This is a genomic window from Aeromonas sp. FDAARGOS 1410 (assembly GCF_019048745.1).
Classification (GTDB): Bacteria; Pseudomonadota; Gammaproteobacteria; order Enterobacterales; family Aeromonadaceae; genus Aeromonas; species Aeromonas jandaei.
Map to the genome: position 1 here is coordinate 3296468 of NZ_CP077401.1, position 23916 is coordinate 3320383.

The window sequence follows — 23916 nt, forward strand, 5'->3', positions numbered from 1 at the left end:
CTGCGCCCACTCATGAAAATGCAAAAGGGGGCTAAAAAGCAAAAGGCGGCAAATGCCGCCTTGGTGACCACACTCCCCCGCTTACAGGGTGTCGGCATCCAGCATGCCGTAGCGAATAGCCAGATGGGTCAGCTCCACGTCACCGTTGATCCCCAGCTTGCTGAACAGGCGGTAACGGTAGCTGTTGACCGTTTTCGGGCTCAGGTTAAGCTGCTCGGAGATATCGGTCACCTTCTGCCCCTTGGTGATCATCATCATGATCTGCAGCTCCCGCTCGGAGAGGGACTTGAAGGGGTTCTCGTCCGCCGAGGCAAACTGGCTCAGGGCCATCTGCTGGGCGATCTCCGGGGAGATGTAGCGTTGACCGGAGTGCACCAACCGGATCGCCTGAATCATCTCGTCCGGCCCGGCCCCCTTGGTCAGGTAACCGGCGGCGCCAGCCTGCATTACCTTGGTCGGGAAAGGATTTTCTGAGTGGATGGTCAGCACTATGATGCGCACATCGGGGCGGATCCGCAGAATTTTGCGGGTCGCTTCCAGACCACCAATACCCGGCATGTTCATGTCCATCAGGATCACATCCGGATGGTGCTGACGACAGAAAGCAACTGCATTTTCGCCACTCTGTGCTTCGCCTACCACCTTGATCCCGCGAACATCTTCCAGAATGCGTCTTATCCCTGTACGCACCAGCTCATGGTCATCGACCAGGAATACATTTATCACCCAAACACCCCGTTTTTTATCTCGTTTTGGCCGCCCGGTTAGGGTTAACAGGGCGTCTTGCATCATAACCAAACTCGCCGCTTTGGCAAACCATGCACGCCAAAAGTTTGATAAAGCGCATTTATAGTGTTCGTAATCAGATAATTATCGAGATACTCAAAACAAAAAACGGCGTCTTGCGACACCGTTTTTCTTATCTTCAGCCTGCCGGATCAGCCCGCCAGGAAGGCTCGCACCTTCTCCAGATCGGCCTGGGTATCGACACCAACCGGTGGCGCTTCGAGCGCCTGCGCCACGTGGATCTTCTCCCCGTACCAGAGCACCCGCAGCTGTTCCAGCGCCTCGACCTGCTCCAGCACGCTCGGCGCCCAGTCCACATAACGCTGGATAAAGCCGGCGCGATAGGCATAGATGCCGATATGGCGCTGGTAGTGGTCGCCAATCTGCTCGTGGCTGTTGGCAAAGCGATCCCGATCCCACGGGATGGTGGCGCGACTGAAGTAGAGGGCGTAGCCATCCTTGTCAGTCACCACCTTGACCGCATTGGGATTGAACGCCTCTTCGGCATCCCTGATCGGCACCGACAGGGTCGCCATCGGCGCCGTGGCGGCGGCCAGATTGTCCGCCACCTGACGGATGATGGCGGGCGGAATGAGCGGCTCATCCCCCTGCACATTGACGATGATGGTATCGGCAGCAAAACCGTAGTGACGGCACACCTCGGCCAGACGCTCGGTGCCGGACTGGTGATCCGGAGAGGTCATGCACACCTCGACGCCGGTGGTCAGCAGTGCCTGCTGCACCCGCTCGTCATCGGTGGCGACGATCACCCGATCGGCACCGGATTGCAGCGCTTTTTCCACCACGTGCTGCACCATGGGCTTACCATGGATGTCAGCCAGCGGTTTGCCCGGCAGCCGGGTGGAGGCGTAGCGGGCCGGAATGACGACGACGAAACTCATGACGGCAGCTCGTCGCTATTAAGCGGACGGGCGCGGTTCTCCAGCAGCACCGGGATCCCCTCCTCCAGCGGATAGGCCAGCTTGTCAAAGCGGCAGACCAGCTCATGCACGGCCTTGTTGTAGTGCAGCTTACCCTTGCAGACCGGGCAGGCGATGATGTCGAGCAACTTGATGTCCAAAGCCAAAACGATACTCCTTCAACGATGTCGCGCTGGCGGATTCATCACGCCAGCGATGGATGTCGAGCAACCAGCTATTCCATGCGGGGCATATCAACCCCCTGCTCCCCCGCCGAGGCGAGAGAGATTAATCTTGCGCCCTGGCAGCGCCCTTCCCCTTCGTCCCCAGCTTGTGCAGCAGGGTGTCGAGCAGGGAGGCTGGCAACTCGGCGCTGACCGGTAGATACCACCAGTTATCGAGGGCAAACGGGCGGCACTTGACCGCATCCTTCTCGGTCATCAGCAGCGGCTTGCTGGCAAAGCGCCCCACCAGCTCATCCCGATCGAAGGGGTGATGATCGCCGTAGGCGGCCTGCTGCTCCAGCTGATAGCCGAGCCCTTCGAGGGTGGCAAAGAAGCGGGGCGGATGACCAATCCCCGCCAGCGCATCGACCGGCCCCGACAAGGGGACGGCAAGCGGTGCATCGTCGCGCACCCGGCGCGGGGTGTCGGCGACCAGTTGCATGGTGTACTCCCCCTTGCCCGGTTCGCCGCCGTTGCAGATGATGGCGTCCACCCGTTTGAGGCGGGTGACCGGCTCGCGCAGCGGCCCCATCGGCAACAGGCAGGCGTTGCCAAAACGGCGCGCTCCGTCCACCACCACCAGCTCGATGTCGCGGGCCAGCGCATAGTGCTGCAGGCCGTCGTCGGTGATGATGATGTCCACCTCGCCGCTCTGCTCCAGCAGTCGTACCGCATCGGCCCGTTTCGGGGCAACCACCACCGGACAGCCGCAGCGCCGGGCAATCAGTACCGGCTCATCACCGGCCTGCGCCGTGGTGCTGGCGGCATCGAGCCGATAGGGATAATCGGGCGCCTTGCCGCCATAACCACGGCTCACCACCCCGGGGCGATAGCCGCGTGCCTGCAACTGCTCCACCAGCCAGACCACTACCGGGGTCTTGCCGTTGCCGCCCACCGAGATATTGCCCACCACGATCACTGGCAAGGAGGAGCGATACCCCTTTAGCCAGCGGTGGCGATAGGCGTAGCGGCGGGTGCCGCTGATGATGGCAAACAGCAGGGCAAAAGGGGCCAGCAACCAGCGCCAGCCACTTTTGCGATACCAGAGCCGTTCCAGCATCAGGCCTTGTTTCCTGCATTGCCAAACTGAATGGCGCGCAGCTGGGCATAAGTGCCGCGCTGCTCCATCAGTGCTGCGTGGTTGCCACGCTCGACGATATGGCCTTCGTCGATCACCAGGATCTCGTCCGCCTTCTCGATGGTGGAGAGGCGGTGGGCGATCACCAGCGAGGTACGCGCCTTGCAAAGCTCATCGATAGCCGCCTGAATGTGGCGCTCGGACTCGGTATCGAGGGCCGAAGTGGCCTCATCCAGCAGCAGAACCGGCGCATCGCGCAGCAGGGCGCGGGCGATGGCAACACGCTGGCGCTGACCGCCGGAGAGGGATGCACCGTTCTCGCCAACCACAGTGTCGTAACCGTGGCTCATCTTGCTGACGAACTCGTCGGCATGGGCGATACGGGCGGCCTGCTTGATCTCGTCGAGGCTGTATTTCTCTTCCGCGGCGTAAGCGATGTTGTTGGCCACCGAGTCGTTGAACAGGTGAACATGCTGGGAGACCAGCGCGTACTGCTTGCGCAGCTCGCTCAACTTGTATTCGCGGATGTTGACGCCGTCGAGCAGGATCTCCCCCTGATCGATGTCGTAGAAGCGGGTCAACAGGCTGGCAATGGTACTCTTGCCTGAGCCGGAACGGCCCACCAGCGCCACCGATTTACCCGCCTCCACCTTGAAGCTGACGTTGTGCAGCGCCGGGGTGTCCTTGGTCGGGTAGGTGAAAGTGACATTGCGAAACTCAATCTCGCCACGGGCACGCTCCAGAGTGCGGGTACCGGTATCCTGCTCCGGCTCGGTGTCGAGCAGGCCAAACAGGCTGTGGCAGGCGGTGATGGCACGCTGGAACTGGTTGTTGACGTCGGTCAGGCTTTTCAGCGGCTTGAGCAGCATCATCATGGAGGTGATCATGACGGTGAAGGTACCGGCAGTCAGGGTGCTGCGCACGCTGTCGACAGTGGCCACATAGAGGAAAGCGGCCAGCGCGATGGAGGCAACCATCTGCACTACCGGGCTGCCGATGGCATCAGCCGCGACCATCTTCATGGTCTGCTGGCGCATGTTGTTGCTGACCTGGAAGAAGCGTTTCTCTTCTACCTTCTGGCCACCAAACATCAGCACCTCTTTGTGCCCCTTGAGCATCTGCTCGGTGGAGGTGGTGATATCACCTACCGCCTGCTGGATATGGCGGCTGATCTGGCGGAAGCGACGGCTGATAAGGCCGATGATAATGCCCACCAGCGGGCCCACCACCAGGAAGATCACCGACAACTGCCAGGAGTGCCAGAACATCAGGCCGAGCAGGCCGACCACGGTCGCCCCTTCCCGCACCAGGGTCACCAGGGTGGTGCTCGCCGCCGAGGAGACCTGACTCGCGTCATAGGTCACCTTGGAGAGCAGGTGGCCGGTATTCTGGCGGTCGAAGAAGCTCATCGGCATCGCCACCATGTGATTGAACACCTGCTGTTGCAGACGCATCACCACGTGGTTGCCGACCCAGGCCATGCAGTAGTTGGAGAGGAAGTTGGCGACACCGCGCAGGGCCACGATGCCCAGAACGAAGAAGGGCATCCACTTGAGCACGGTCGGATCGTTGCCGTTGATCCCCTGGTCGATCAGCGGCTTGATGGAGTAGACGAAGGTGGTGTCGACAGCGGCATAACCCAGCATGCCGATGATGCCGCCGATCAGGCCAAGCTTGCGGTCACGGACATAACCGAGCAGGCGCTTGAATACTGGCCAGCTACCTTGTGAAGTTTCTTGTTGCATGAATAGCCGTTGGTAATGGAAATGACGGGGTATTCTAGCCAAACAGTAGACATCCACCAAGCGCCACCATACAGATAGCAGGGATTCGGCCCCCAAATCAGGGATGAGATGCCTTCATCACGCCCCGATTATCCCGCATATTCGCCCTTTCATATGACGGCCGGCCGTGCCACGGCGCACGCGGGCTACCCTTGCACCAACCCGGCATCCTCACGGCCTCTGCATCCCGGCGCCATACAGGCCGCGGCCGACCAGCAATATCACTGCGGGGCTATTCGGCCACCCAGTATTGGTCACTCTGGCCCACAAGGCTCAACTTGCCGACCCTTGATTGTTTCACCAGTAAAACTGAATTCCATTTAAACCGTATAAATTTGCAACAATATGGGCGGTGCAAGAGGGCGCCAGCGGGAAAAACGAGTGGCAGAAACACTTCCGCTCAAAGTGATGGGTCTGGCCGATCTCCCCATACTTTCGGCTGCCACCAGTTGCCAGCTTGCCGGTACCAGGGGCCATGATCCCGCTCGGCTTTGACCTGCATACCATCTGCGACCGGCGCAATTACTACCTCCCCGCCCAGACCGGTCACCCACTGGATCGATCCCTGATAACGTGCGACTACCTCGGGACGAGGAAAGCCCCACTGGTTCATGAAGCCGGCGCTGTGCACCACGTAACGAGGCGCCACGGCGGCGACAAAAGGCGGGGTGGAGGAGGTGCGACTGCCGTGGTGCGGGCTCACCAGCAGGGTGCTGGCAAGCCTGCCCCCCTCGAGTGCCACCAGATGCTGCTCCGCCTGCCGCTCGATATCGGCGCTCAGCAGCACGCTGCGCTCGCCATCACTGATGCGTACCACGCAACCATCGTTGTTGTGCCCTGCCCCGGGTTGTTCTGGCCAGAGCACGCGAAACTGCAGCTCTTGCCATGACCACGCCTGACCGCGCTGACAGAGGGTGGTTGACGGGGTGAAAGGGTAGGAGGAGAGCTCGCTGCGCACCGTCAGGGCGCTGAGCAGCCGCTTGCGGTTGCCCGCATGATCCCGATCCTTGTGGCTGATGATGAGGCGATCGATGACCCTGATGCCAAGGTGGCTCAAGGTGGGCAGGATCACCGTATCCGCCATGTTGTAGCCACCGGGATAGCGATCGCCGGTGTCATAGAGGATGGCGCGCTCCCCCTTGCTGATGAGCACGGCCAACCCCTGCCCCACATCGAGCACCCGCACCTGCCAGCGCGGCGGCGCCGGCCAGAGAAAAAGCGTCAGGGCCAGCAGCCCCGGCAGCAAGAGCCAGCGGGCCACCCGCCACTGCCAGCAGAACCAGAGCAACAGCAAGAGCGTGCTCACCGGCAGCCACCAGCCCGGCAGTGGCCACCAGAGCTGGACTCGGGAGGCGAGCATATCGAGCAGGATGAGCACCCACTCCAGACCGAGATTTGCCAGCCAGAACAGGCCGTAGGCGAGCGCGCCAGAGAGCGGTGCCAGCAGCACGCCGATCAGCGCCAGCGGGATAATGACGATACAAAAGAGCGGCACCGCCAGCAGGTTGATCACCATGGCGAGCGGCGCAATCCCCTCGAACAGCGCCAACTGCAGCGGCAGCAAACCGAGCAGCATCCAGAGCTGGATCTGCCAGAGGGTTGGTTTTTCATGGAAGTAACCGACCAGCAGCAAGATAGCGACCGCCAGAAACGAGAGCCAGAAACCGGCCGAGTAGAGGGCAAAGGGATCCCAGAGGGTCAGCACCACAAAAGCCCAGAGCCAGATGCGGTAGGCCGGCCACTCCCGCCGTCGCCAGCGCAGCACACTCCAGACCAGAACCATGATGAGGGCTCGCTCGGTCGCCACAGCAAACCCCGCCAGCCAGCTGTAAGTGGCGGCAAACAGCAGCGACACGCAGATCGCTCCGCGCAGCCCGAACAAACGGCCAAGCCACCAGCCGAGTACCGCCACCAGCGCGATGTGCTGGCCAGAGATGGCGATGATGTGGGTCAGCCCGCTGCCGCGAAACAGGCTCCACTGCTCATCGGTGATACCACTCTGTTCACCGAAGGTGAGCGCCGCCAGCAAGGGGGCCTGCGAAAGAGTTCGCCAGCTCTCGTTGGCCGCCGCCAGCCAGCGCTCGCGTAGTCCGGGCGCCACCGGCGCGATATGGATCACCCGCCGCAGGTTGCCGGTAGCCGTAATGCCCTTGCCGAGCAGCAGGCGACGACCATCCATCCCCGCCTCGTTGGCAAGGCCGTGGGCCGGCTTGAGAGTAGTCACCAGTGTGAGTTCACTCCCCGCCGTCAGGGGGGGCAGCTGCTGATAGGCATTGACCCGGATCAGGGGGGACGGACGGAGCTGCCGACCATCCAGTTCATGGACACTGAGGATCAGCCGGACAAATTTCTCCCCTTCGGACTCTGCACTTTGCAGCTGTGCGGTTATGATATGGCTCGTTTTTTTGTCAAGCAGCTCCAGCCAGGCCAGGTGATACGAGAGAGTGGCCTGCATCCAGAGGATGCCAAGCAGCAGAAACAGCAGCCGCCACGCACGGCAACAGGCAAGGGGAACCAGCAGGGACAGCAACAGGCCCCCCCATGCAAGTGAAGGTAACCATGGCCAGAGCAGTGAGGAGCTTGCCCCGAGGGCAAACGACAACAGACGCAGATCCATGGTGCAAGTATTTAGCAAGGTTTCAATATGCCCAAACGACTCATCAAACGCTGGATGCCCGACCCGCAAACCCTGAAAGAACACAAGCACTTGCGACTCTTTGGTCGCCTACTGCTCGATGCCAATCTCTGGCATCTCAACCGGCGCTCGGCTGCGGGAGCCTTCGCCGTGGGGCTGTTCATGGCCTGGGTGCCGCTCCCCTGCCAGATGTTGCTGGCCGCCGGGCTCGCCATCGCCTGCCGGGTCAATTTGCCCCTCGCTGTGGCGCTGGTCTGGCTCTCCAATCCACTGACCATTCCCCCCATGTTCTATGGCGCCTATCTGGTCGGTTGCCAGTTGCTGGGGCAAACCTCGCAACATGTCGACATCCAGTTCACCTGGGCCTGGCTGGTATCGGTATTTGAAACCGTCGCGCCGCCGCTCCTGCTGGGCTCGCTGGTGCTGGCCCTGCTGAGCTCGCTCATAGGTTACGCCGTGATCCGCACCTTCTGGCGCATCAGTACGGTGCGTCAGTGGCAAAAACGCAAGGTGGCACGCCCATGCTGAGTCGCTGGTTCTCCCGTTTCAAGATCGATCCCGATACCCTGCGCAAGCAGAAGTGGTTTGCCCTGTTTGGTGAGCGACTGCTCGCGCCCGCCCTCTGGCAAGGGGGCAGCCGCGCCCTGAGCGGCGCCGTGGCGGCCGGCATCTTCGCCTGCTGGTTCCCCATCCCGATGCATTCGCTCATCGCGGTCGGGCTGGCGCTGGCGTTCAGCCTCAACCTGCCGCTGGCGCTGCTGGCGGTCTGGTTCAACAACCCGCTCACCCTCCCCTTCATGTACCTCTATGCCTATCGCACCGGCTGTCTGGTGCTGCACAAGACGCCGGAGCCCTTCCACCTCACCTGGACGCTCCACTGGCTGGAGCAGGAAGCGGCAACTCTTGTTCCCCCCTTCCTGCTCGGCAGCATGTTGCTGGCGGTGCTCACCGCACTGCTGGGTGGCGCCCTCACCTTGCTGGTGCTTCAGCTGCGCCGCTGGTTGCAAGGCGTTCGCTGAACAGCTCACCCGGCTGGATCAAAAAAGCCCGTCACTGGCGTGACGGGCTTTTTCAGTAGTGCGGTTAACGGCTGGCGTTACAGCACCTTGGCGATGGCATCGCAAAGCGGATCTATGTTGGCACGGGTGATACCGGCCACACTGATCCGGCCGGAGCCGACGATATAGATGGCAAACTCGCTCTTGAGACGCTCAACCTGATCCTTGGAGAGACCGGAGAAAGAGAACATGCCGTTCTGCTCGCGGATAAAGCTGAAATCCTGGTTCACGCCGCGCGCAGCCAGTTTCTCCACCAGCAGCTCGCGCATCTCGCGAATGCGCACGCGCATGGCCGCAACCTCTTCCACCCACTCGGCATAGAGGGCCGGATCGCTCACCACGGCGGTGACGACGGCGGCGCCGTGTGACGGCGGGTTGGAGTAGTTGGCACGAATGACGGTCTTGACCTGGGTGAAGGCCACGTCGGCGATCTCTTTGGTCGCACTGACCAGAGTGAAGGCGCCGACCCGCTCGTTGTAGAGACCGAAGTTCTTGGAGAAGGAGCTCGCCACCAGCAGCTCGTCGTGGCACTCGGCGAAGATGCGCAGACCTTCGGCATCCTCTTCGATACCGCGGGCAAAGCCCTGATAGGCGAAGTCAAACAGCGGCAACCAGCTGGCAGCAGCACTCTGCTCGGCCAGTGCACGCCACTGCTCGGCGGTCGGGTCGATACCGGTCGGGTTGTGGCAGCAGCCATGCAGCAGTACCAGATCCCCAGCCTGCACTTCAGCCAGCGAGGCCTGCATGGCAGCAAAGTCGAGCCCCTTGGTAGCGGCGTCGTAGTACTTGTACCACTTGACGGTCAGACCGGCAGCCTGGAACACGCTGACGTGGTTGGCCCAGGTGGGATCGGAGATCCAGATGGTATTGGCCAGACCATTGCGTACCACAAATTCGGCAGCGATACGCAGGGCACCGGTACCGCCCGGCGCTTGGGCGGTCTTGGCGCGGCCGCTGGCGACCAGCGCGGAGTTCTGCCCGAACAGCAGCTGCTGCACGATGCGGCCATATTCGATATTGCCTTCAATACCGAGGTAATTCTTGGTCTTCTCGTCGGTCAGGAGCTTCTGCTCGGCTTGCTTGACGCAGTGAAGAATGGGGGTGGCACCGGTCTCATCCTTGTAGATCCCGACCCCCAGATTGATTTTGTGGCTGCGAGAGTCGGCGCGGAAGGCTTCGGTCAGGCCCAGGATCGGATCCGCTGGGGCGGCAACAACCTTTTCAAACATGGTATTCCCTGTATTCCGTTGAGTTCATTGGGTGGCAAAGCGGCGTGGTAAACAAAAGCGCTCATCCGCGAGCGCTTCGTCAACTCTTTATATCATCGCGTTCCGTGGGGGAAAACCGCTTTTTGGCCTGCTCTGGCGGGGATTTCAACCAACGGCATGCCACTCGGGTGCAAGGGCGCACACCTCGGCCGATAAGGCACCATTGGACTCAACCAAACCGTTACAAATTGCCAACAATGATTTGGGGATCCGGCTCGGTTCCCAGTGGCGAGCTTCCCCGAGCGGGGTTGCGTAGGTGGTAATAATGGGAACCAGTGTTCTGGGCAGCCACCAGCTCGGCGGACGGCTCAAGCGCTGGGCCAGCGCCACCACCCTGTCGACCCCAGCGGGATCGAGCGAGGTCAGGTGGCTCCACTGCACATTGGGCGGCAGGGCAGCGATCACCTGCTGCAGCGCCAGCTGGGCAGTCGCGGGCGCGCACACCAGCAGAGTACCGGCAGGCAGTTGTAGCTCGGCAAAGGCACCGACGCTGTCGGTGGTGATCACCTGCAACAGCTCCCCCTCCCCCCACAGGATCTTGCCAAGGCTGGCCAGGGTACGCTCGGGGAGCGCTATCTCACCGAGGACCTGCAGCCAGGGAGCGGCATCGAGCAGGGTGCCACCGCTGAAAAAGAGGCTGAACGGCTGGGCTGCGCGCAGGCGCAACAACTGATCGGCGCAGAGCCGGATCCCCTTGTCTTCGAAGTCGATCTGTTCGTTGGGGGTGAAGTTCACCTCGCTCTTGCGATAGAGCGCGGCGAGCACCCGTTCATTGACCAGCTCCCCCAGCTGCCACCCCTGTCCGTGCAGCCACTCCTCCGGCGCAGGCGGCGCCGTGGCGATCTCCGCCAGCATCAGCTCGCGAGTCAGATAGCGGCGCCCGGCCGGGGTCAATTCATAGCTGTGGTTGCCGTGGGCAAGCAGCAGCTGGTTATCCTTGAGCAGACCAATCAGCGGTTGCCATTGCCGGCCCCGGATCACCGCTGGCGAACACTCGAGCAGCTGTTGCGCCAACGCCCGCCATTCGGGGTGACTAAAGTCGATCATGTGCACTTCATCCCTGTAAATCGCATCCCTGTAACTGGCTGACAGACAAAGAGCCTGAAAAGGTACAATTACCGGCAGATGACGCCAACCCTTCTGCGTCAATTACGTGACCTCTCCCCCGCCTTTGCGCCAGAAATAGACAGCCCACCGGGAGGTGGGCTGTAACGGAAGATAAAGCAGAAGCTATTCGGCGGCGAGCCGCAGTTCGGCGTCGTGCCAACCGAGCGGCAGCATCAGCAGCTGATCGATCAGTTCGCGGCGATCTGATTTCTCAAGATAGGCGAGATAGAGCGGACGGCTCAGCGGCTGCCCCCCTTCTACCAGATGCAACGCCCCTTTCTCGAGGAAGGGGCTGACCATGCGCCGCGGCAGATAGGCGGCACCGCCGTTGGCCAGCACGAATTGCAGCGCCATGCTGGCAGAGCTGGAGTGCAGCACCGGGGTCTTTTGCAGGCTCTGCAGCCTGCTCGGCTGCGGCTCGAAGCTGGTGCCCCAGTCGAGATGGATGTGGGGCATCTGCATCAGGTTGTCGGCATTGGCCGCCGGATCCCGGCTCACCAGCTCGAACACCAGCTCCCCGATGGGGTGCAGGGCGATCTCGTCGATCTTGGTCGGCTCGGAGAGCAGGGCCAGATCGAGGGAGCGCTCCAGCAACTGACGGCAGAGGTGCTCGCGGGAAGCCGTTTCCAGCCGCACAGCCAAGCCGGGCGCCAGCGCATAAATGTGGTTGAGCCAGTCATTGAAATCGAGCTCCCAGAAGACGGCGGGAGCACCGATGGCCAGCTGCTGGCTGAAACCTGGCGAGAGCGCCACATCCTGTTTGGCACGACCAAGGGTATGGAGGATGGCGTCTGCATAGGGCAGCAGACGCTCACCGGAGGCTGTCAAACGGATGTTGTTGCGATGACGGGCAAACAGACTGACCCCGAGTTGCTGTTCAAGCTGGCGGATCCTGAAACTCACCGCCGACTGGGTCAGATAGAGATTTTCAGCAGCCCGGCCAAAGTGCCGGGTCTTGCTCACCTCGATAAAGGTCCGAAGCAGCTCGGTATCCATTAATCGATGGACTCGTCACTGCCACCGCCGCTGCCACCGCCGACATCAAAGCTGCCGCCACCGCTGCTCTCTTCGCTGGCGCCGCCAACGACGGTGCAGAGACGGTGAACACGCTTGGGCCCGATCACCTTGAGGTACTTGAACCATACCTTGGCGTGGGGGTTGGCACCGGCAGCACCGGATTTAACCTGCTCGATGAAGGCTGCCTCTACATCGTCACGGGGGGCAAGGGTGCCCTGATAGAGTGACAGCATGGCGGTGCCGTATTTTTCCAGACTATCCGCTTCGGCCACAGTGAATTCGCCACTGCGACGCAGGCCACGGGGAAAATGTTTGAAGTCGTTGAAACGCTTGTCTGATTCGAAGCTCATAATGCTCTTTTTTCTGGTTAGTTTGACCTTTGCGGGCAAGTATCATCAGGCCATCGCCGAGTGCAAAATCAATTTTCTTACTATGTTAATAAATATCTTTCATCGAAGCTGCATTATCCGTCAGACAGGACCAATTTTGCGGGTAAGCACACAAAAATCGTTGATAAATAACAGGCTTATGTAAAATTTCGTAAACATAGCTGGGCTGTTTTCAGATAAATCGGGCAAAAAATAAAGCGCCATACGGCGCTTTATTTGTTTCGTCAGGTGAACCAGCTGAACTTTTGGTGCAAAGATCGTTACTCGATCATGGCCGGCTGTGCCAGGTTGTCGGCACGCCACAAACGGTAGCGTACTTCGTACTCCTGCGGCACATAGATCACGAACGGCAGCTTGGAGTTGTAGTTCACGAAGAAACCCTGACCATAGATCTGGACGAAGGTCTCTTTCTTCTGACCATCCGGGCAAGCCATCAGAGTGCTGATGGGGTCGGAGACCTGACCCAGTTGCAGATAGTTGTAGCCCCAGCCCTTGACGCTGTGCTGTTCCAGGTTGCCCGCAAAACGCGGCACGTTGCAGTCAACCATCATCTTCTTGCCGACCTGCAGCTCGACCATCATGTCGGCTTCGTTCTCGACTTCAGGCAGGCGGATCACCACACGTTCCTGATTCACGTCAGCGGCTGGGAACATGCTGATATCAAATTTTTTCGGCTCGGCGGCGAAGGCATGGCCACCCAGCAACAAGGCGCCCAGCAGGCTAAAACGCAATACGGTTTTCATCTGTACCTCTTGGGGTTGGTTCAACGCCGCTAGACTAACCGCTCTGCCGATTTCATGCCAGCGCTCTGCAACGTAAAAAGTACGTAAAATGATGCAGATCCGGCACGCGATGACGTGATTTGGCTATTTTCTGACACCGCGCACACTCCCTTGCGGCTCCCGCTAAATAAAAAGCGAGGCCATCTGGCCCCGCTCTGAATTCAAATGGCACTTTGCCAACTATTTCCGTGTCCCTTCATGGGCTTGGATAACGGCAACCGCCTTGTCGGGGAAGTCACTGAACACCCCGTCCACATCCGCCTGATAGAGGAAGATGTTGAGCAGATCGGTAAAGTCCTTGGCATAGGCCGGGATCTGTCCATCATCCTGACGGAAGGTGTAAGGATGCACCTTGAGGCCGGCCGCGTGGGCCTCTTTTACCATGCCGGTGAAGGTCGGTTTGCCCAGGGTGCCCGGCTCCGGCACTATCATCGGCTTCCACGGGCCGATCCCCTCGGCGTAGCTGGCGATCTCCTTCATGGCGCCCGGCTTGAACATCCAGTCATAGCTGTAGGGGGTTGCCTTGCCCTTGGCGTCATAGACCATGGTCTCGTTCCAGTCGGTCTCGGCCATCAGCTGCACTAGTTTGAGATCCATGCCCATGGCCGGCATCAGCTCGCTGTTGATGCGCTTGAGCTCGTTGGTATCGAAACACTGCAGATAGACCTTGTCGTTCTTGCTGGTGTAGCCGTACTGCTTCAATACCTTGAGTACCGCCTTGGAGATGTCCTTGCCCTCGTGGCGGAACAGCCAGGGCGCTTTTATCTCCGGGTAGATACCGATGTTCTTGCCGGTGCTCTTGTTGAGCCCCTGGATCATCTCGATCTCTTCCTGGAAGGTGTGGATCTTGAAGCTGGACTTCCACAGCGGGAAGCGCGCCGGATAGACAGGCACCTGCTTGCCATCCACCAGCTGGAACGGCTCGGTCATGCGCAGGGAGCGCACCTCGTCCAGGGTGAAATCCACCACATAGTAGCGCCCATCCGGGCGAGCCCGGCCGGGGAAGCGCTCGGCCACATCGGTGATGCCATCGAGGAAGTGATCGTGCATCACTACCAGCTGGTCATCCTTGGTCATCACCAGATCCTGCTCCAGATAATCGGCACCCATGCCGTAGGCCAATGCCTTGGACTCCAGGGTGTGCTCGGGCAGGTAGCCGGAAGCGCCCCGGTGAGCAATCACTATCTTGCCTTCATCGACGGCCAGAACAGGTAATGAGAGGGATGCCCCAAGGCTTAGCGCAATGAGGGAGACGGTGAGTTTTTTCATATGTGACACTCTTTATTATTGTGTGTAGGTAGTTGTTATATCAGAGGTTTATTGCAGTTATGGGAAGGGCGACGCAGGGCCGCCCTTCAGAGGACTCAGCTTGCTTTGCGCAGGCAGTGGTGATGGTGTGCCAGCCACTCACCCAGTTGCTGTTGCTCGGAATCGGACAGGCGCAGCCCCAGCTTGCTGCGACGCCAGAGGATATCTTCCAGAGTGCAGGCCCACTCCCGCTCGATAAGGTAGCGCACCTCAGATTCGTATAGTCCGGCACCAAAGTGCTGGCCACGGGGCTCCTTGAGCCAGAGCCGGGCATGGGCGCCATAGGCTTCGGCGATACGCAGGGCGCTGCGATCATCGAGCCAGTCAAACTCCAGCGCAAAGGCGCGTGCCAGCTCGCGAACCGAGCAGTCGAACTCGCCACCGGGCAGCCGGCTGCTGGCGGTCCAGTCATCCCCCATCTGGCTGAACCAGGGTTTGAGCTTGTTGCAGGCAGCCTGCGCCAGCTTGCGGTAAGTAGTGAGCTTGCCACCAAATACCGAGAGCAGCGGCGCACCATCGGATTCACCGGAAAGTTCGAGGGTATAGTCGCGGGTCACCGCCTGTGGCGAGTCGGATTCGTCGTCGCACAGCGGGCGCACCCCGGCATAGGTCCAGATCACGTCTTTGGGGGCGATCTGGCGGGTGAAGTGGGCGTTGACCACCTTGCACAGGTAGTTGATCTCGGCGTCGCTGATCTTCGCCTCGCGCGGACTGCCCTTGTGCTCCACATCCGTAGTGCCGATGAGGGAGTAGTCCTGCTGATAAGGGATAACGAAGACGATGCGGTTGTCCTCGTTTTGCAGGATGTAGGCCTCTTCGCGCTCATGGATGCGCGGCACTATCATGTGGCTGCCTTTAATAAGGCGAATGCCGCGCGGGGATTTCTCGTGCAGGCTCTCGTCATAGAAGGTCTTGACCCAGGGGCCGGCCGCATTGACCAGACCGCGGCAGGTGACATTGAACTGCTCGCCCCCTTCCCGCTCCAGAGTCAAGGTCCAGTGCTTTGAGCCGCGCTCCGCCTTGACGCAGCTGGTGCGGGTTTGCACGTCGGCACCCTTGTCGCGCGCCATCATGGCATTGAGCACCACCAGCCGGGCATCGTCGACCCAGGCGTCCGAATACTCGAACCCCTTGTTGATACCGGCGGTGAGGCCATCTTGCGGCAGGAAGCGCACGCCACAGCTGCCCTTGAGCTTGTCGCGCTTGGCCAGATTGTCATAAAGGAAGAGGCCAGCGCGGATCATCCAGGCCGGACGCAGATGCGGGCGGTGCGGCAGACGAAAACGCATCGGGCGGGCGATATGGGGCGCCATGCCGAGCAGCACCTCCCGCTCCGCCAGCGCCTCTTTCACCAACCGGAATTCGTAATGTTCGAGATAGCGCAGACCACCGTGGATCAGCTTGCTGGAGTTGGAAGAGGTGGCTGAGGCGAGATCCTGCGCCTCGAACAGGGCTACTTTCAAACCCCGTCCTGCCGCATCAGCTGCAATGCCTACCCCGTTGATGCCGCCACCAACGACGACCAGATCATAATGTTCGCTCATGTTCACCTACTTTCATTTTTATGATTGCTATAACAGCAATGTTTGATTTCGCTCATTTTAGAACATAAAAAAACATCAAACGAACATTTAGTTGTAAAAGTGTGATCACAATGTGCAGCCAAACAGGCTTGGCGCTTCGCGTTGGGCAATGAAAGGAGGGGTTGCCAATACCATGGCAATGACATTCAAAAAACAAAGGGGAGAAGAGCAGGAAGGCAATACCCCAAAGGGGGGGAATAACGAAAGGGAGGCCGCCCGACAGGGCGACCTGAACTCCACAACACAGGCGCTATATCAGCAGATATGGCAGGCAACCTGATGCTGGGCCATCAACCTTGTCAACTTCTCGGGCGGCTCCTGATCGGTAAAGAGCGCGTGAACCTGATTGATGTTGCCGAGGTTGACCATGGCGTTGCGACCAAACTTGGTGTGGTCAGCGGCCAGAAAGACCTGGCGGGAGTGGGCGATGATGGCCTGGGCAATCTTCACCTCGTGATAGTCGAAATCGAGCAGGGAGCCGTCGTTGTCGATGCCCGAAATGCCGATGACGCCATAGTCCATGCGGAACTGGCCGATAAAGTCGCGGGTTGCCTCCCCCACGATGCCGCCATCCCGGTTGCGGATCTCGCCACCGGCGATGATGACAGTGAAGTCATCCTTGGCAGTCAGAATGCTGGCCACGTTGAGGTTGTTGGTGACAATGCGCAGCTCGCGGTGATCAAGCAGGGCGCGGGCAATGGCTTCGGTAGTGGTGCCAATATCGATAAAGAGGGACGAACCATCGGGAATATTGGCAGCTACCTCGCGAGCGATACGCTCTTTCTCCTTGAGCTGCATCACTTTACGGGCGCTGTAGGCGGTATTGACGGTACTCGAATGCAGGGAGGCACCGCCATGATGGCGCCGGATCTTGTTCTGCTCGGCGAGATCGTTCAGATCCCGGCGAATGGTCTGGGGACTGACATCAAAATGGGTCACCAGATCGTCGGTCGAGACAAATCCCTGCCGCGTCAGGACGTCCAGGATCTCCAGATGTCGTTGGGTTTGCTTCACGCTTGCACTCCGATGATGAGACGAAAAAAGGCCCCGGCAGGTGCGGGGCCTTTTGGCAGTTTACCCGATCCCCTTGGGGATCAATAAGCTGAGGATCACGTTTTATGCCTTATGAACCTCGGCTCTGGCTGCCACGGCGAGGTTCTCGTGCTTGAGGGTCATCGCCAGCAGGATAATGGAGAGCACGCAGGATACGGTCAGCACCATAAAGCCGCCGTCCCAACCGAAGTGGTCAACGGTGTAGCCCAGCATGGCGTTGGCCGCCACGGCGCCACCCAGATAACCAAACAGACCGGTGAAACCAGCCGCAGTACCGGCCGCCTTCTTCGGTGCCAGCTCAAGGGCATAGAGGCCAATCAGCATGACAGGGCCATAGATGAGGAAGCCGATGGCCACCAGTGCCAGCATGTCGACGGTCGGGTTGCCAGCCGGGTTGAGCCAGTAGACCAGCACGAACAGGGTTACCAGCACCATGAACAGGATACCGGCCGGCGCACGGCGGCCCTGGAACATCTTGTCAGAGATCCAGCCGCACAGCAGGGTGCCCGGAATACCAGCCCACTCATAGAGGAAGTAAGCCCAGGAGGATTTGTCGACGCTAAAATCCTTGGCCTCTTTCAGGTAGGTCGGCGCCCAGTCCAGCACACCGTAACGAATGAGGTAAACGAAGGCGTTGGCAATGGCGATGTACCACAGCAGTTTATTGTGCAGCACGTACTTGACGAAGATCTCCTTGGCGGAAAACTCCTGCTCGTGGCTCTCGTTGTAATCCTTGGGAAAATCGTTCTTGTACTCTTCGATAGGAGGCAGGCCGACCGATTGCGGGGTATCGCGCATTACGAAGAAGGCGATCACCGCGATGGCCGCCGCAGCGGCTGCCGGGACATAGAAGGCACTGCGCCAGTCGTTGAACCAGCCCATCCCGAGAATGAACAGCGGACCAATCATGCCGCCACCCACGTTGTGGGCCACGTTCCAGACCGAGACCACTTCGCCCCGCTCTTTCTGTGACCACCAGTGCACCATGGTGCGACCGCAGGGCGGCCAGCCCATGCCTTGTGCCCAGCCGTTCAGGAACAAGAGCACGAACATGATGCCGATGCTGGAGGTGGCCCAGTGCATGGTACCCATCATGAACATCAGCGCAGCTGACAGCAGCAGGCCGGCAGAGAGGAAGTAACGGGCGTTGGAGCGGTCAGAGACGTTCCCCATCAGGAACTTGGAGAGACCATAGGCGATGGACACCCCGGAGAGGGCAAAGCCGAGATCTCCGCGGGAAAAACCCTGCTCGACCAGGTAGGGCATGGCCAGACTGAAGTTTTTCCGCACCAGATAGTAGCCGGCGTAACCGAAGAAGATCCCGAAGAACACTTGCCAACGCATGCGTTTGTAGAAGGGGTCGACCTTGTCGGCCGGGAGCCTGTCGATGTGCGCCGCAGGCCTGAAGAGACTAAGCATGTTCTGCTTCCTTATTGTTGTTATGGGCTGTTGAGGGTGCCCTTGAACAGTCAGACGAATCAGGTGAGTCCATTGATTCGTAAGCGAGCCAATTGTGCTCATATGCGCTCATAAGTTCTGTGATGCATGCTCAAATATTGCAGTTTTATTACAAAAAAAAGCTCCAAATGAGAAAACACTCATCAAGCGTCATCCCTTGTACAGCAAGGGTTAGCGACTACCCCATAGGGGGTATTATGGAGATTACATATTGCTTTACGTCACATTTTCTTAGCAATGAGTGGGATCTTGTCCACATTTCCCATGGCGGGGGGATGGTGAAATTTATGGGAAGGTTTATTTTCTCTCACGTCCGAGAACGAGCGAAAACGAACATAACGTTTGCGCAAGAAGAATAAAGAACAAGGAAACGTTTTCGGTCGCAATGGATAGCCACAATAAAGATAAAACGGAACATCAAACCTCTACGGGTGGATACCTAAGGAATACTTATGAGCATACAAAGACCCAATACCCTGCTTGGCGAGTGCATCGCCGAGTTTATCGGAACCGGCCTGCTGATCTTCTTCGGCGTCGGATGTGTCGCCGCACTGGTACTGGCGGGAGCCAACTTCGGGCAGTGGGAAATTTCCATTACCTGGGGTCTGGGCGTTGCCATCGCGATCTATGTGACCGGCGGTATTTCGGGTGCCCACCTCAACCCGGCCGTTACCCTGGCGTTGATGACCTTCGCCGGTTTTGACAAGCGCAAAGTCGTACCCTACATCATCGCCCAGATCGCCGGCGCCTTCTGCTTCGCCGCGCTGGTCTACTTCCTCTATAGCAACCTGTTCACCCAGTGGGAAGTGACCCACAACGTGGTGCGCGGCAGCGTCGAGAGCCTCGGCACCGCCGGGATCTTCTCTACCTATCCCAATGGCGCCATCTCCAACCTGCAAGCCTTCACCGTCGAGCTGGTGATCACCGCTGTCCTGATGCTGGGCATCATGGCGCTGGGTGACAACAACAACGGTGCCCCCAAAGGCTTTGCCGCCGCATTGCTGATCGGTATCCTGATCGCCGTGATCGGTGCCTCCCTCGGCCCGTTAACCGGTTTTGCCATGAACCCGGCTCGTGATTTTGGCCCCAAACTGTTCGCCTTCCTGGCCGGCTGGGGTGATGTGGCCATGACCGGTGGCCGTGACAACCCCTACTTCTGGGTCCCCATCCTTGGCCCCATCGTCGGTGCCCAGATTGGTACTGCCCTCTATGTCAAAGTGCTGGCTCCCTGTGTACCTGGCAACCGTGTTGCCGCCACCGAGCAAGCTGCCCAAACCGCCAAAGAAGAGGCCGCCGCCTAAGAGCGCCCCTCCCCAACGTGTAAAAACGTGGAAAATAAAAACGTGGAGAACATCATGTCTGCTGAAAAGAAATATGTCGTCGCTCTGGACCAGGGTACTACCTCTTCCCGCGCCATCGTCTTTGATCAGGATGCCAATATCGTTGGCACCTCCCAGCGCGAATTCACCCAACACTACCCGAAAGCGGGCTGGGTAGAGCACGACCCGATGGAGATCTGGGCAACCCAATCCTCCGTCTTCACCGAAGTGCTGGCCAAGACTGGCCTTCGCAGCGAAGAGATCGCCGCCATCGGTATCACCAACCAGCGTGAAACCACTGTCGTGTGGGAAAAGGCCACCGGCAAACCCATCTACAACGCCATCGTCTGGCAGTGCCGCCGTACTGCGGCCATCTGTGAAGAGCTGAAAGCGCGCGGTCTGGAAGAGTACGTGCGTGAAAACACCGGTCTGGTGCTGGACGCCTACTTCTCCGGTACCAAGGTGAAGTGGATCCTCGACAACGTCGAAGGTGCCCGTGAAAAGGCGATGAACGGCGAACTGCTGTTCGGCACCATCGACACCTGGCTGGTCTGGAAGATGACCAACGGTGAAGTGCACGTCACCGACCCGACCAACGCCTCCCGTACCATGCTCTACAACATCCGCGACCTGAAGTGGGATCAGCGCATGCTGGACGAGCTGGGCATCCCCATGTCCATGCTGCCGGAAGTGAAACCCTCTTCCGAGGTGTATGGCTACACCACCCGTGGCGGCGGCTCCCGCATCCCTATCGCCGGTATCGCCGGTGACCAGCAGTCTGCCCTGTTCGGCCAGCTCTGCTTCGAAAAAGGGATGGCCAAGAACACCTACGGCACTGGCTGCTTCATGCTGATGAACACAGGTACCGAGCCGGTTCGCTCCAGTAACGGCCTGCTGACCACAGTCGCCATCGGCCCGAAAGGGGAAGTGAACTACGCGCTGGAAGGTGCGGTGTTTATGGGCGGCGCTACCATCCAGTGGCTGCGTGACGAGCTCAAGATCATTCACGATGCCCGCGACACCGACTACTTCGCCTCCAAGGTTGGCGATACCAACGGCGTCTATCTGGTACCGGCCTTCGTCGGTCTGGGCGCGCCCTACTGGGATCCGTATGCACGCGGCACCATGGTCGGTCTGACCCGCGGCGCCAACCGCAACCACATCATCCGTGCCGCGCTGGAATCCATCGCCTATCAGAGCCGCGATGTGCTGGATGCGATGCAGCAGGACTCCGGCATCAAGCTGGCAGCCCTGAAAGTAGACGGCGGCGCTGTGGCCAACGACTTCCTGATGCAGTTCCAGTCCGACATGATGCACACCCCGGTGGTACGCCCGACCCGTATCGAGACCACCGCCATGGGCGCCGCCTTCCTGGCAGGTCTGGCCGTCGGCTTCTGGAAAAGCTCGGACGAGCTGGAAGACAAGTTCAGCGTGGACCGCGAGTTCATCCCGCAGATGGACCGCGACGATCGTGCCAAACGCTACAGCGGTTGGAAGAAAGCGGTCGAGCGTTCACGCCGCTGGGCAGAAGAGGAGTGATCGGGTCACCGACACAGCCTTGAGATGAAAAACGTGAGAGGCCGACAGCAATGTCGGCCTCTCTTTTTACCTCTATCTCCCCTCTCCATCCCCTGTCGATATTCACTTATGCACTCGGCACAACTTAATTGAGTTGTTTATCTATAATTTGCTTCTGGGTCGCATCTGCGACCTGTTTTTTACAGGAGCTAGGGATTATGGACAGAGCGATAAACCGATTTTCACTTAACTTCCTCTGGTCAGGACTCGGGATCAGAACCCGCATCCTCTCCGGTGTCGCCATACTGATGGTCATCGCCATCAGTTGTATCACCCTGATCCTGGAACAGATCTCCCACACTCAGGCGCAGCAGCGGGTCGAGCGCTATGAGCTGCCAAGCAGCGTGGATCGTATCGCCAACCAGCTCACTGCCGAGCTGACCCACCACTTGACCGAAGCACAGGCACTGGCCAGCAACAGCTTCGTCATCGACTGGCTGGCTCAGGGCATGCCGGCAGCAGAGTGGCCCAAGATGGAGCACTACTTTCAGGCACTGCAGCAGCGCATTGGCGGCAATGTCTTTATCGCGCCGCTCCAGACCAATACCCTGATCAACTTCAGCGGCGGCCCCACTGCCCAGAAACAGCTGCATGAGTCAGATCTGAAAGATGACTGGTTCTATGGCTTTCTCAAACGTAAGCACCCCTACGAGCTGAACCTCGATATCTCGGACTTTGACAAGCGTGCCTCGCTCTATATCAACACCGCGGTCACGGCCGAAGGCAAGACGCTGGCGGTGGCGGGCACTTCCATCAATATGAATTCACTGCGCAAGCTCATCAGCAGCTACCGGATCGGCAAGAGCGGTCAGGTCTATCTGGCCGACATGAATGGCTCCATCGAAATCCACCCTGATCAGGAGCAGGAGGGCGCGGCCCACCATCAGGCTGCGTTTCTCGACACCGTAAAACAGCTCATTCCCAACGCCCATGAACAGGTTGCCGTCCAATCCCTTTCGCAGAATGGTGAAACCTACCTTATCGCGGTGCGTTACATACCGGCGCTCAACCGCGTGCTGATCGGCGAGATCAACGGCGCTGAGCTGGAGGAGGGACTGCATGAATCCCGCCAGCTCATCATCATGGTCTCGCTCGCTATCGGCACCCTAGCGATGCTGGCGTCGGCTTGGCTCGCCCACTCCATCAGCCGCCCCATTCGCCAAGCCGCCGATGGCATGCACCACATCACTGCTGACCGGGATCTGGCAACCCGCCTCGATTTCTCGGACGAGTCGGAGCTCGGGTTGATGGCCCAGAGCTTCAACCGGCTGATCCAGAGCCTGAACCAGAGCTTCTACCGCTTCCAGCAATCGGGCAGTGCCCTGTCGGCCCAATCCTCCCAGTCACTGCATCAAGCGCAAGCGCTGGCGGGTGAAGCGTGCCAGCAAGCACAGAGCATTCAGGAGCTGACCAACGTGGTCGCTCTCATCGGGGATAATGCCGAACAGATAGCCAGCCGCTCCATGGGGGTCAACGAGGTGACCCACCATATCGCCGGCCATATGCGCACCATCGAGCAGGATGTCACCCAGAGTGCCAACCGGCTTGAGACGCTGCGCAGCAGCATCAGCACCTCCTCTACCCTGCTCGACGAAGTGGTCAAGGACAGCAACGACATTACCCAGATCATGAACCTCATTCGCGACGTCTCGAACCAGACCAACCTGCTGGCTCTTAACGCCGCCATCGAAGCGGCCCGGGCAGGCGACATGGGGCGTGGTTTTGCCGTGGTGGCCGACGAGGTGCGCCAGCTGGCAGTGCGAACACAGACAGCGACCAAGGATGTACAGGATCTGATCCTGCGCCTGCAGGAGGGTACCCGCCAGGCCAGCAACTCGATGACCGACTCGCGCACCTTGAGCGAAGAGGGATACAACCGGATGAGTCAGGCCAAGGAGGTACTGATCGATGCCACCAGCCAGATCAATCAGGCGGCACTCGAGATCAACGAGATAAGTGCATTGGCCCAATCCCAGCATCAGCAGATGGGGCAGGCCAAGGCCGCCCTCGACGAACTGGCCATGGTGGCTGAGCATCAGCGCGAGCATGCAGAGGAGAGCAATGCCGCCAGTCGCGAGCTGTTCGAGCTGGCAAAAGCGATTGATGAGCAGATCCGTCAATACCGCATTCGTTGACCTGCCAGCCTCTCATCCAAATGAAAACGCCACCGCAAGGTGGCGTTTTCATTTTGCGAATCATTTTGCTAGCGCTCTCATAACAGGAATAACGATAAAAAACACAACCTATTGATTATTAACATTAAAAAAGATGGAACGGCGGTTGCTTAGTGATATCAGGCTCAATAAGAGGAATGAGATCATGAAACCGACCAGCACCCGCACCGCCCAAGAAGAGAATGCACTGACCCCCCGCGAAGGCACCTTTCTGATGATGGTCGCCCAACTGGTGGTCCTGACCACCATCGTTCTGGCCGCTACCCTGGGCGGGCTCTCATGGCAGTGGACCCTGCTGCTGGCCGTTCCCCCCGTCATCGGCGGCGCCCTGCTTAGCCGGGTCTTTGGCAAGCTGCCGCGCTAAACCGCTCCCCCCACCTTCCCGCAAAACGGCC

Annotated in this window: 21 protein-coding genes; 6 read left to right on the forward strand and 15 right to left on the reverse strand. The window is 59.5% G+C overall.

Annotated elements, in window-relative coordinates; all coding sequences use genetic code 11:
- Positions 1-81: 81 nt before the first annotated feature.
- From uvrY to I6L40_RS15335, 6 genes are all read right to left on the reverse strand, one after another.
- Positions 82-726 (reverse strand): UvrY/SirA/GacA family response regulator transcription factor, encoded by a 645-nt coding sequence (uvrY, locus tag I6L40_RS15310; protein WP_033112896.1) that lies wholly within the window; start codon positions 724-726, stop codon positions 82-84.
- A gap of 212 nt (positions 727-938) precedes the next feature.
- The gene (gene kdsB / locus I6L40_RS15315) at positions 939-1688 is read right to left on the reverse strand and encodes a 3-deoxy-manno-octulosonate cytidylyltransferase (protein ID WP_071911206.1); all 750 of its coding nucleotides are present in this window, start codon (positions 1686-1688) and stop codon (positions 939-941) included.
- Positions 1685-1873, reverse strand: a complete 189-nt coding sequence (locus I6L40_RS15320) for a Trm112 family protein (protein WP_005347033.1) — start codon at positions 1871-1873, stop codon at positions 1685-1687. The genes kdsB and I6L40_RS15320 overlap by 4 nt, the downstream gene beginning before the upstream one ends.
- Positions 1874-1994: 121 nt before the next feature.
- Complete coding sequence (gene lpxK / locus I6L40_RS15325) at positions 1995-2990, reverse strand: tetraacyldisaccharide 4'-kinase (RefSeq protein ID WP_071911204.1); 996 nt, start codon at positions 2988-2990, stop codon at positions 1995-1997.
- Positions 2990-4753, reverse strand: a complete 1764-nt coding sequence (msbA, locus tag I6L40_RS15330) for a lipid A ABC transporter ATP-binding protein/permease MsbA (RefSeq protein WP_043849448.1) — start codon at positions 4751-4753, stop codon at positions 2990-2992. Before msbA ends, lpxK begins: the two co-directional genes overlap by 1 nt.
- A gap of 439 nt (positions 4754-5192) precedes the next feature.
- Entirely contained in the window at positions 5193-7409 is a 2217-nt protein-coding gene (locus tag I6L40_RS15335; RefSeq protein ID WP_071911202.1) for a DNA internalization-related competence protein ComEC/Rec2, read from the reverse strand.
- Between the two features lie 27 nt (positions 7410-7436).
- Here I6L40_RS15335 and I6L40_RS15340 point away from each other — a divergent pair, with 27 nt between their 5' ends.
- Positions 7437-7955 (forward strand): DUF2062 domain-containing protein, encoded by a 519-nt coding sequence (locus I6L40_RS15340; RefSeq protein WP_042031164.1) that lies wholly within the window; start codon positions 7437-7439, stop codon positions 7953-7955.
- A complete protein-coding gene (locus I6L40_RS15345; RefSeq protein ID WP_071911200.1) occupies positions 7949-8446 on the forward strand; it encodes a DUF2062 domain-containing protein in 498 nt (165 codons plus the stop codon). The genes I6L40_RS15340 and I6L40_RS15345 overlap by 7 nt, the downstream gene beginning before the upstream one ends.
- Positions 8447-8523: 77 nt before the next feature.
- On the opposite strand, the gene I6L40_RS15350 is transcribed toward I6L40_RS15345, so the two are convergent.
- From I6L40_RS15350 to glpT, 9 genes are all read right to left on the reverse strand, one after another.
- The gene (locus I6L40_RS15350; protein ID WP_216994522.1) at positions 8524-9714 is read right to left on the reverse strand and encodes an amino acid aminotransferase; all 1191 of its coding nucleotides are present in this window, start codon (positions 9712-9714) and stop codon (positions 8524-8526) included.
- A 144-nt stretch (positions 9715-9858) separates the two neighbouring features.
- Positions 9859-10800 (reverse strand): hypothetical protein, encoded by a 942-nt coding sequence (locus tag I6L40_RS15355; protein ID WP_071911194.1) that lies wholly within the window; start codon positions 10798-10800, stop codon positions 9859-9861.
- A 183-nt stretch (positions 10801-10983) separates the two neighbouring features.
- Entirely contained in the window at positions 10984-11856 is an 873-nt protein-coding gene (gene hdfR / locus I6L40_RS15360) for an HTH-type transcriptional regulator HdfR (RefSeq protein WP_071911193.1), read from the reverse strand.
- On the reverse strand, positions 11856-12227 hold the full coding sequence (gene maoP / locus I6L40_RS15365) for a DUF413 domain-containing protein (protein WP_033112906.1): 372 nt from the start codon (positions 12225-12227) through the stop codon (positions 11856-11858). Before maoP ends, hdfR begins: the two co-directional genes overlap by 1 nt.
- A gap of 299 nt (positions 12228-12526) precedes the next feature.
- Positions 12527-13009 (reverse strand): serine protease inhibitor ecotin, encoded by a 483-nt coding sequence (gene eco / locus I6L40_RS15370; RefSeq protein WP_033112907.1) that lies wholly within the window; start codon positions 13007-13009, stop codon positions 12527-12529.
- A gap of 219 nt (positions 13010-13228) precedes the next feature.
- A complete protein-coding gene (gene glpQ, locus I6L40_RS15375) occupies positions 13229-14317 on the reverse strand; it encodes a glycerophosphodiester phosphodiesterase (protein ID WP_071911191.1) in 1089 nt (362 codons plus the stop codon).
- A gap of 95 nt (positions 14318-14412) precedes the next feature.
- The gene (gene glpD, locus I6L40_RS15380) at positions 14413-15900 is read right to left on the reverse strand and encodes a glycerol-3-phosphate dehydrogenase (RefSeq protein WP_071911190.1); all 1488 of its coding nucleotides are present in this window, start codon (positions 15898-15900) and stop codon (positions 14413-14415) included.
- A 294-nt stretch (positions 15901-16194) separates the two neighbouring features.
- On the reverse strand, positions 16195-16953 hold the full coding sequence (locus I6L40_RS15385; protein ID WP_033112910.1) for a DeoR/GlpR family transcriptional regulator: 759 nt from the start codon (positions 16951-16953) through the stop codon (positions 16195-16197).
- 102 nt (positions 16954-17055) lie between these two features.
- Positions 17056-18411, reverse strand: a complete 1356-nt coding sequence (gene glpT, locus I6L40_RS15390; protein ID WP_071911189.1) for a glycerol-3-phosphate transporter — start codon at positions 18409-18411, stop codon at positions 17056-17058.
- A 491-nt stretch (positions 18412-18902) separates the two neighbouring features.
- Here glpT and I6L40_RS15395 point away from each other — a divergent pair, with 491 nt between their 5' ends.
- The 4 genes from I6L40_RS15395 to I6L40_RS15410 all read left to right on the forward strand — a co-directional run bounded on the left by I6L40_RS15395 (position 18903) and on the right by I6L40_RS15410 (position 23885).
- A complete protein-coding gene (locus I6L40_RS15395; RefSeq protein ID WP_033112912.1) occupies positions 18903-19751 on the forward strand; it encodes an MIP/aquaporin family protein in 849 nt (282 codons plus the stop codon).
- 54 nt (positions 19752-19805) lie between these two features.
- A complete protein-coding gene (glpK, locus tag I6L40_RS15400; protein WP_033112913.1) occupies positions 19806-21308 on the forward strand; it encodes a glycerol kinase GlpK in 1503 nt (500 codons plus the stop codon).
- Between the two features lie 197 nt (positions 21309-21505).
- Positions 21506-23482 (forward strand): methyl-accepting chemotaxis protein, encoded by a 1977-nt coding sequence (locus tag I6L40_RS15405; RefSeq protein ID WP_071911188.1) that lies wholly within the window; start codon positions 21506-21508, stop codon positions 23480-23482.
- Between the two features lie 184 nt (positions 23483-23666).
- Positions 23667-23885 carry a hypothetical protein gene (locus I6L40_RS15410; protein ID WP_043849457.1) on the forward strand — a complete coding sequence of 73 codons (219 nt, stop codon included), beginning with the start codon at positions 23667-23669 and terminating at the stop codon, positions 23883-23885.
- The last annotated feature ends 31 nt before the right edge of the window (positions 23886-23916 follow it).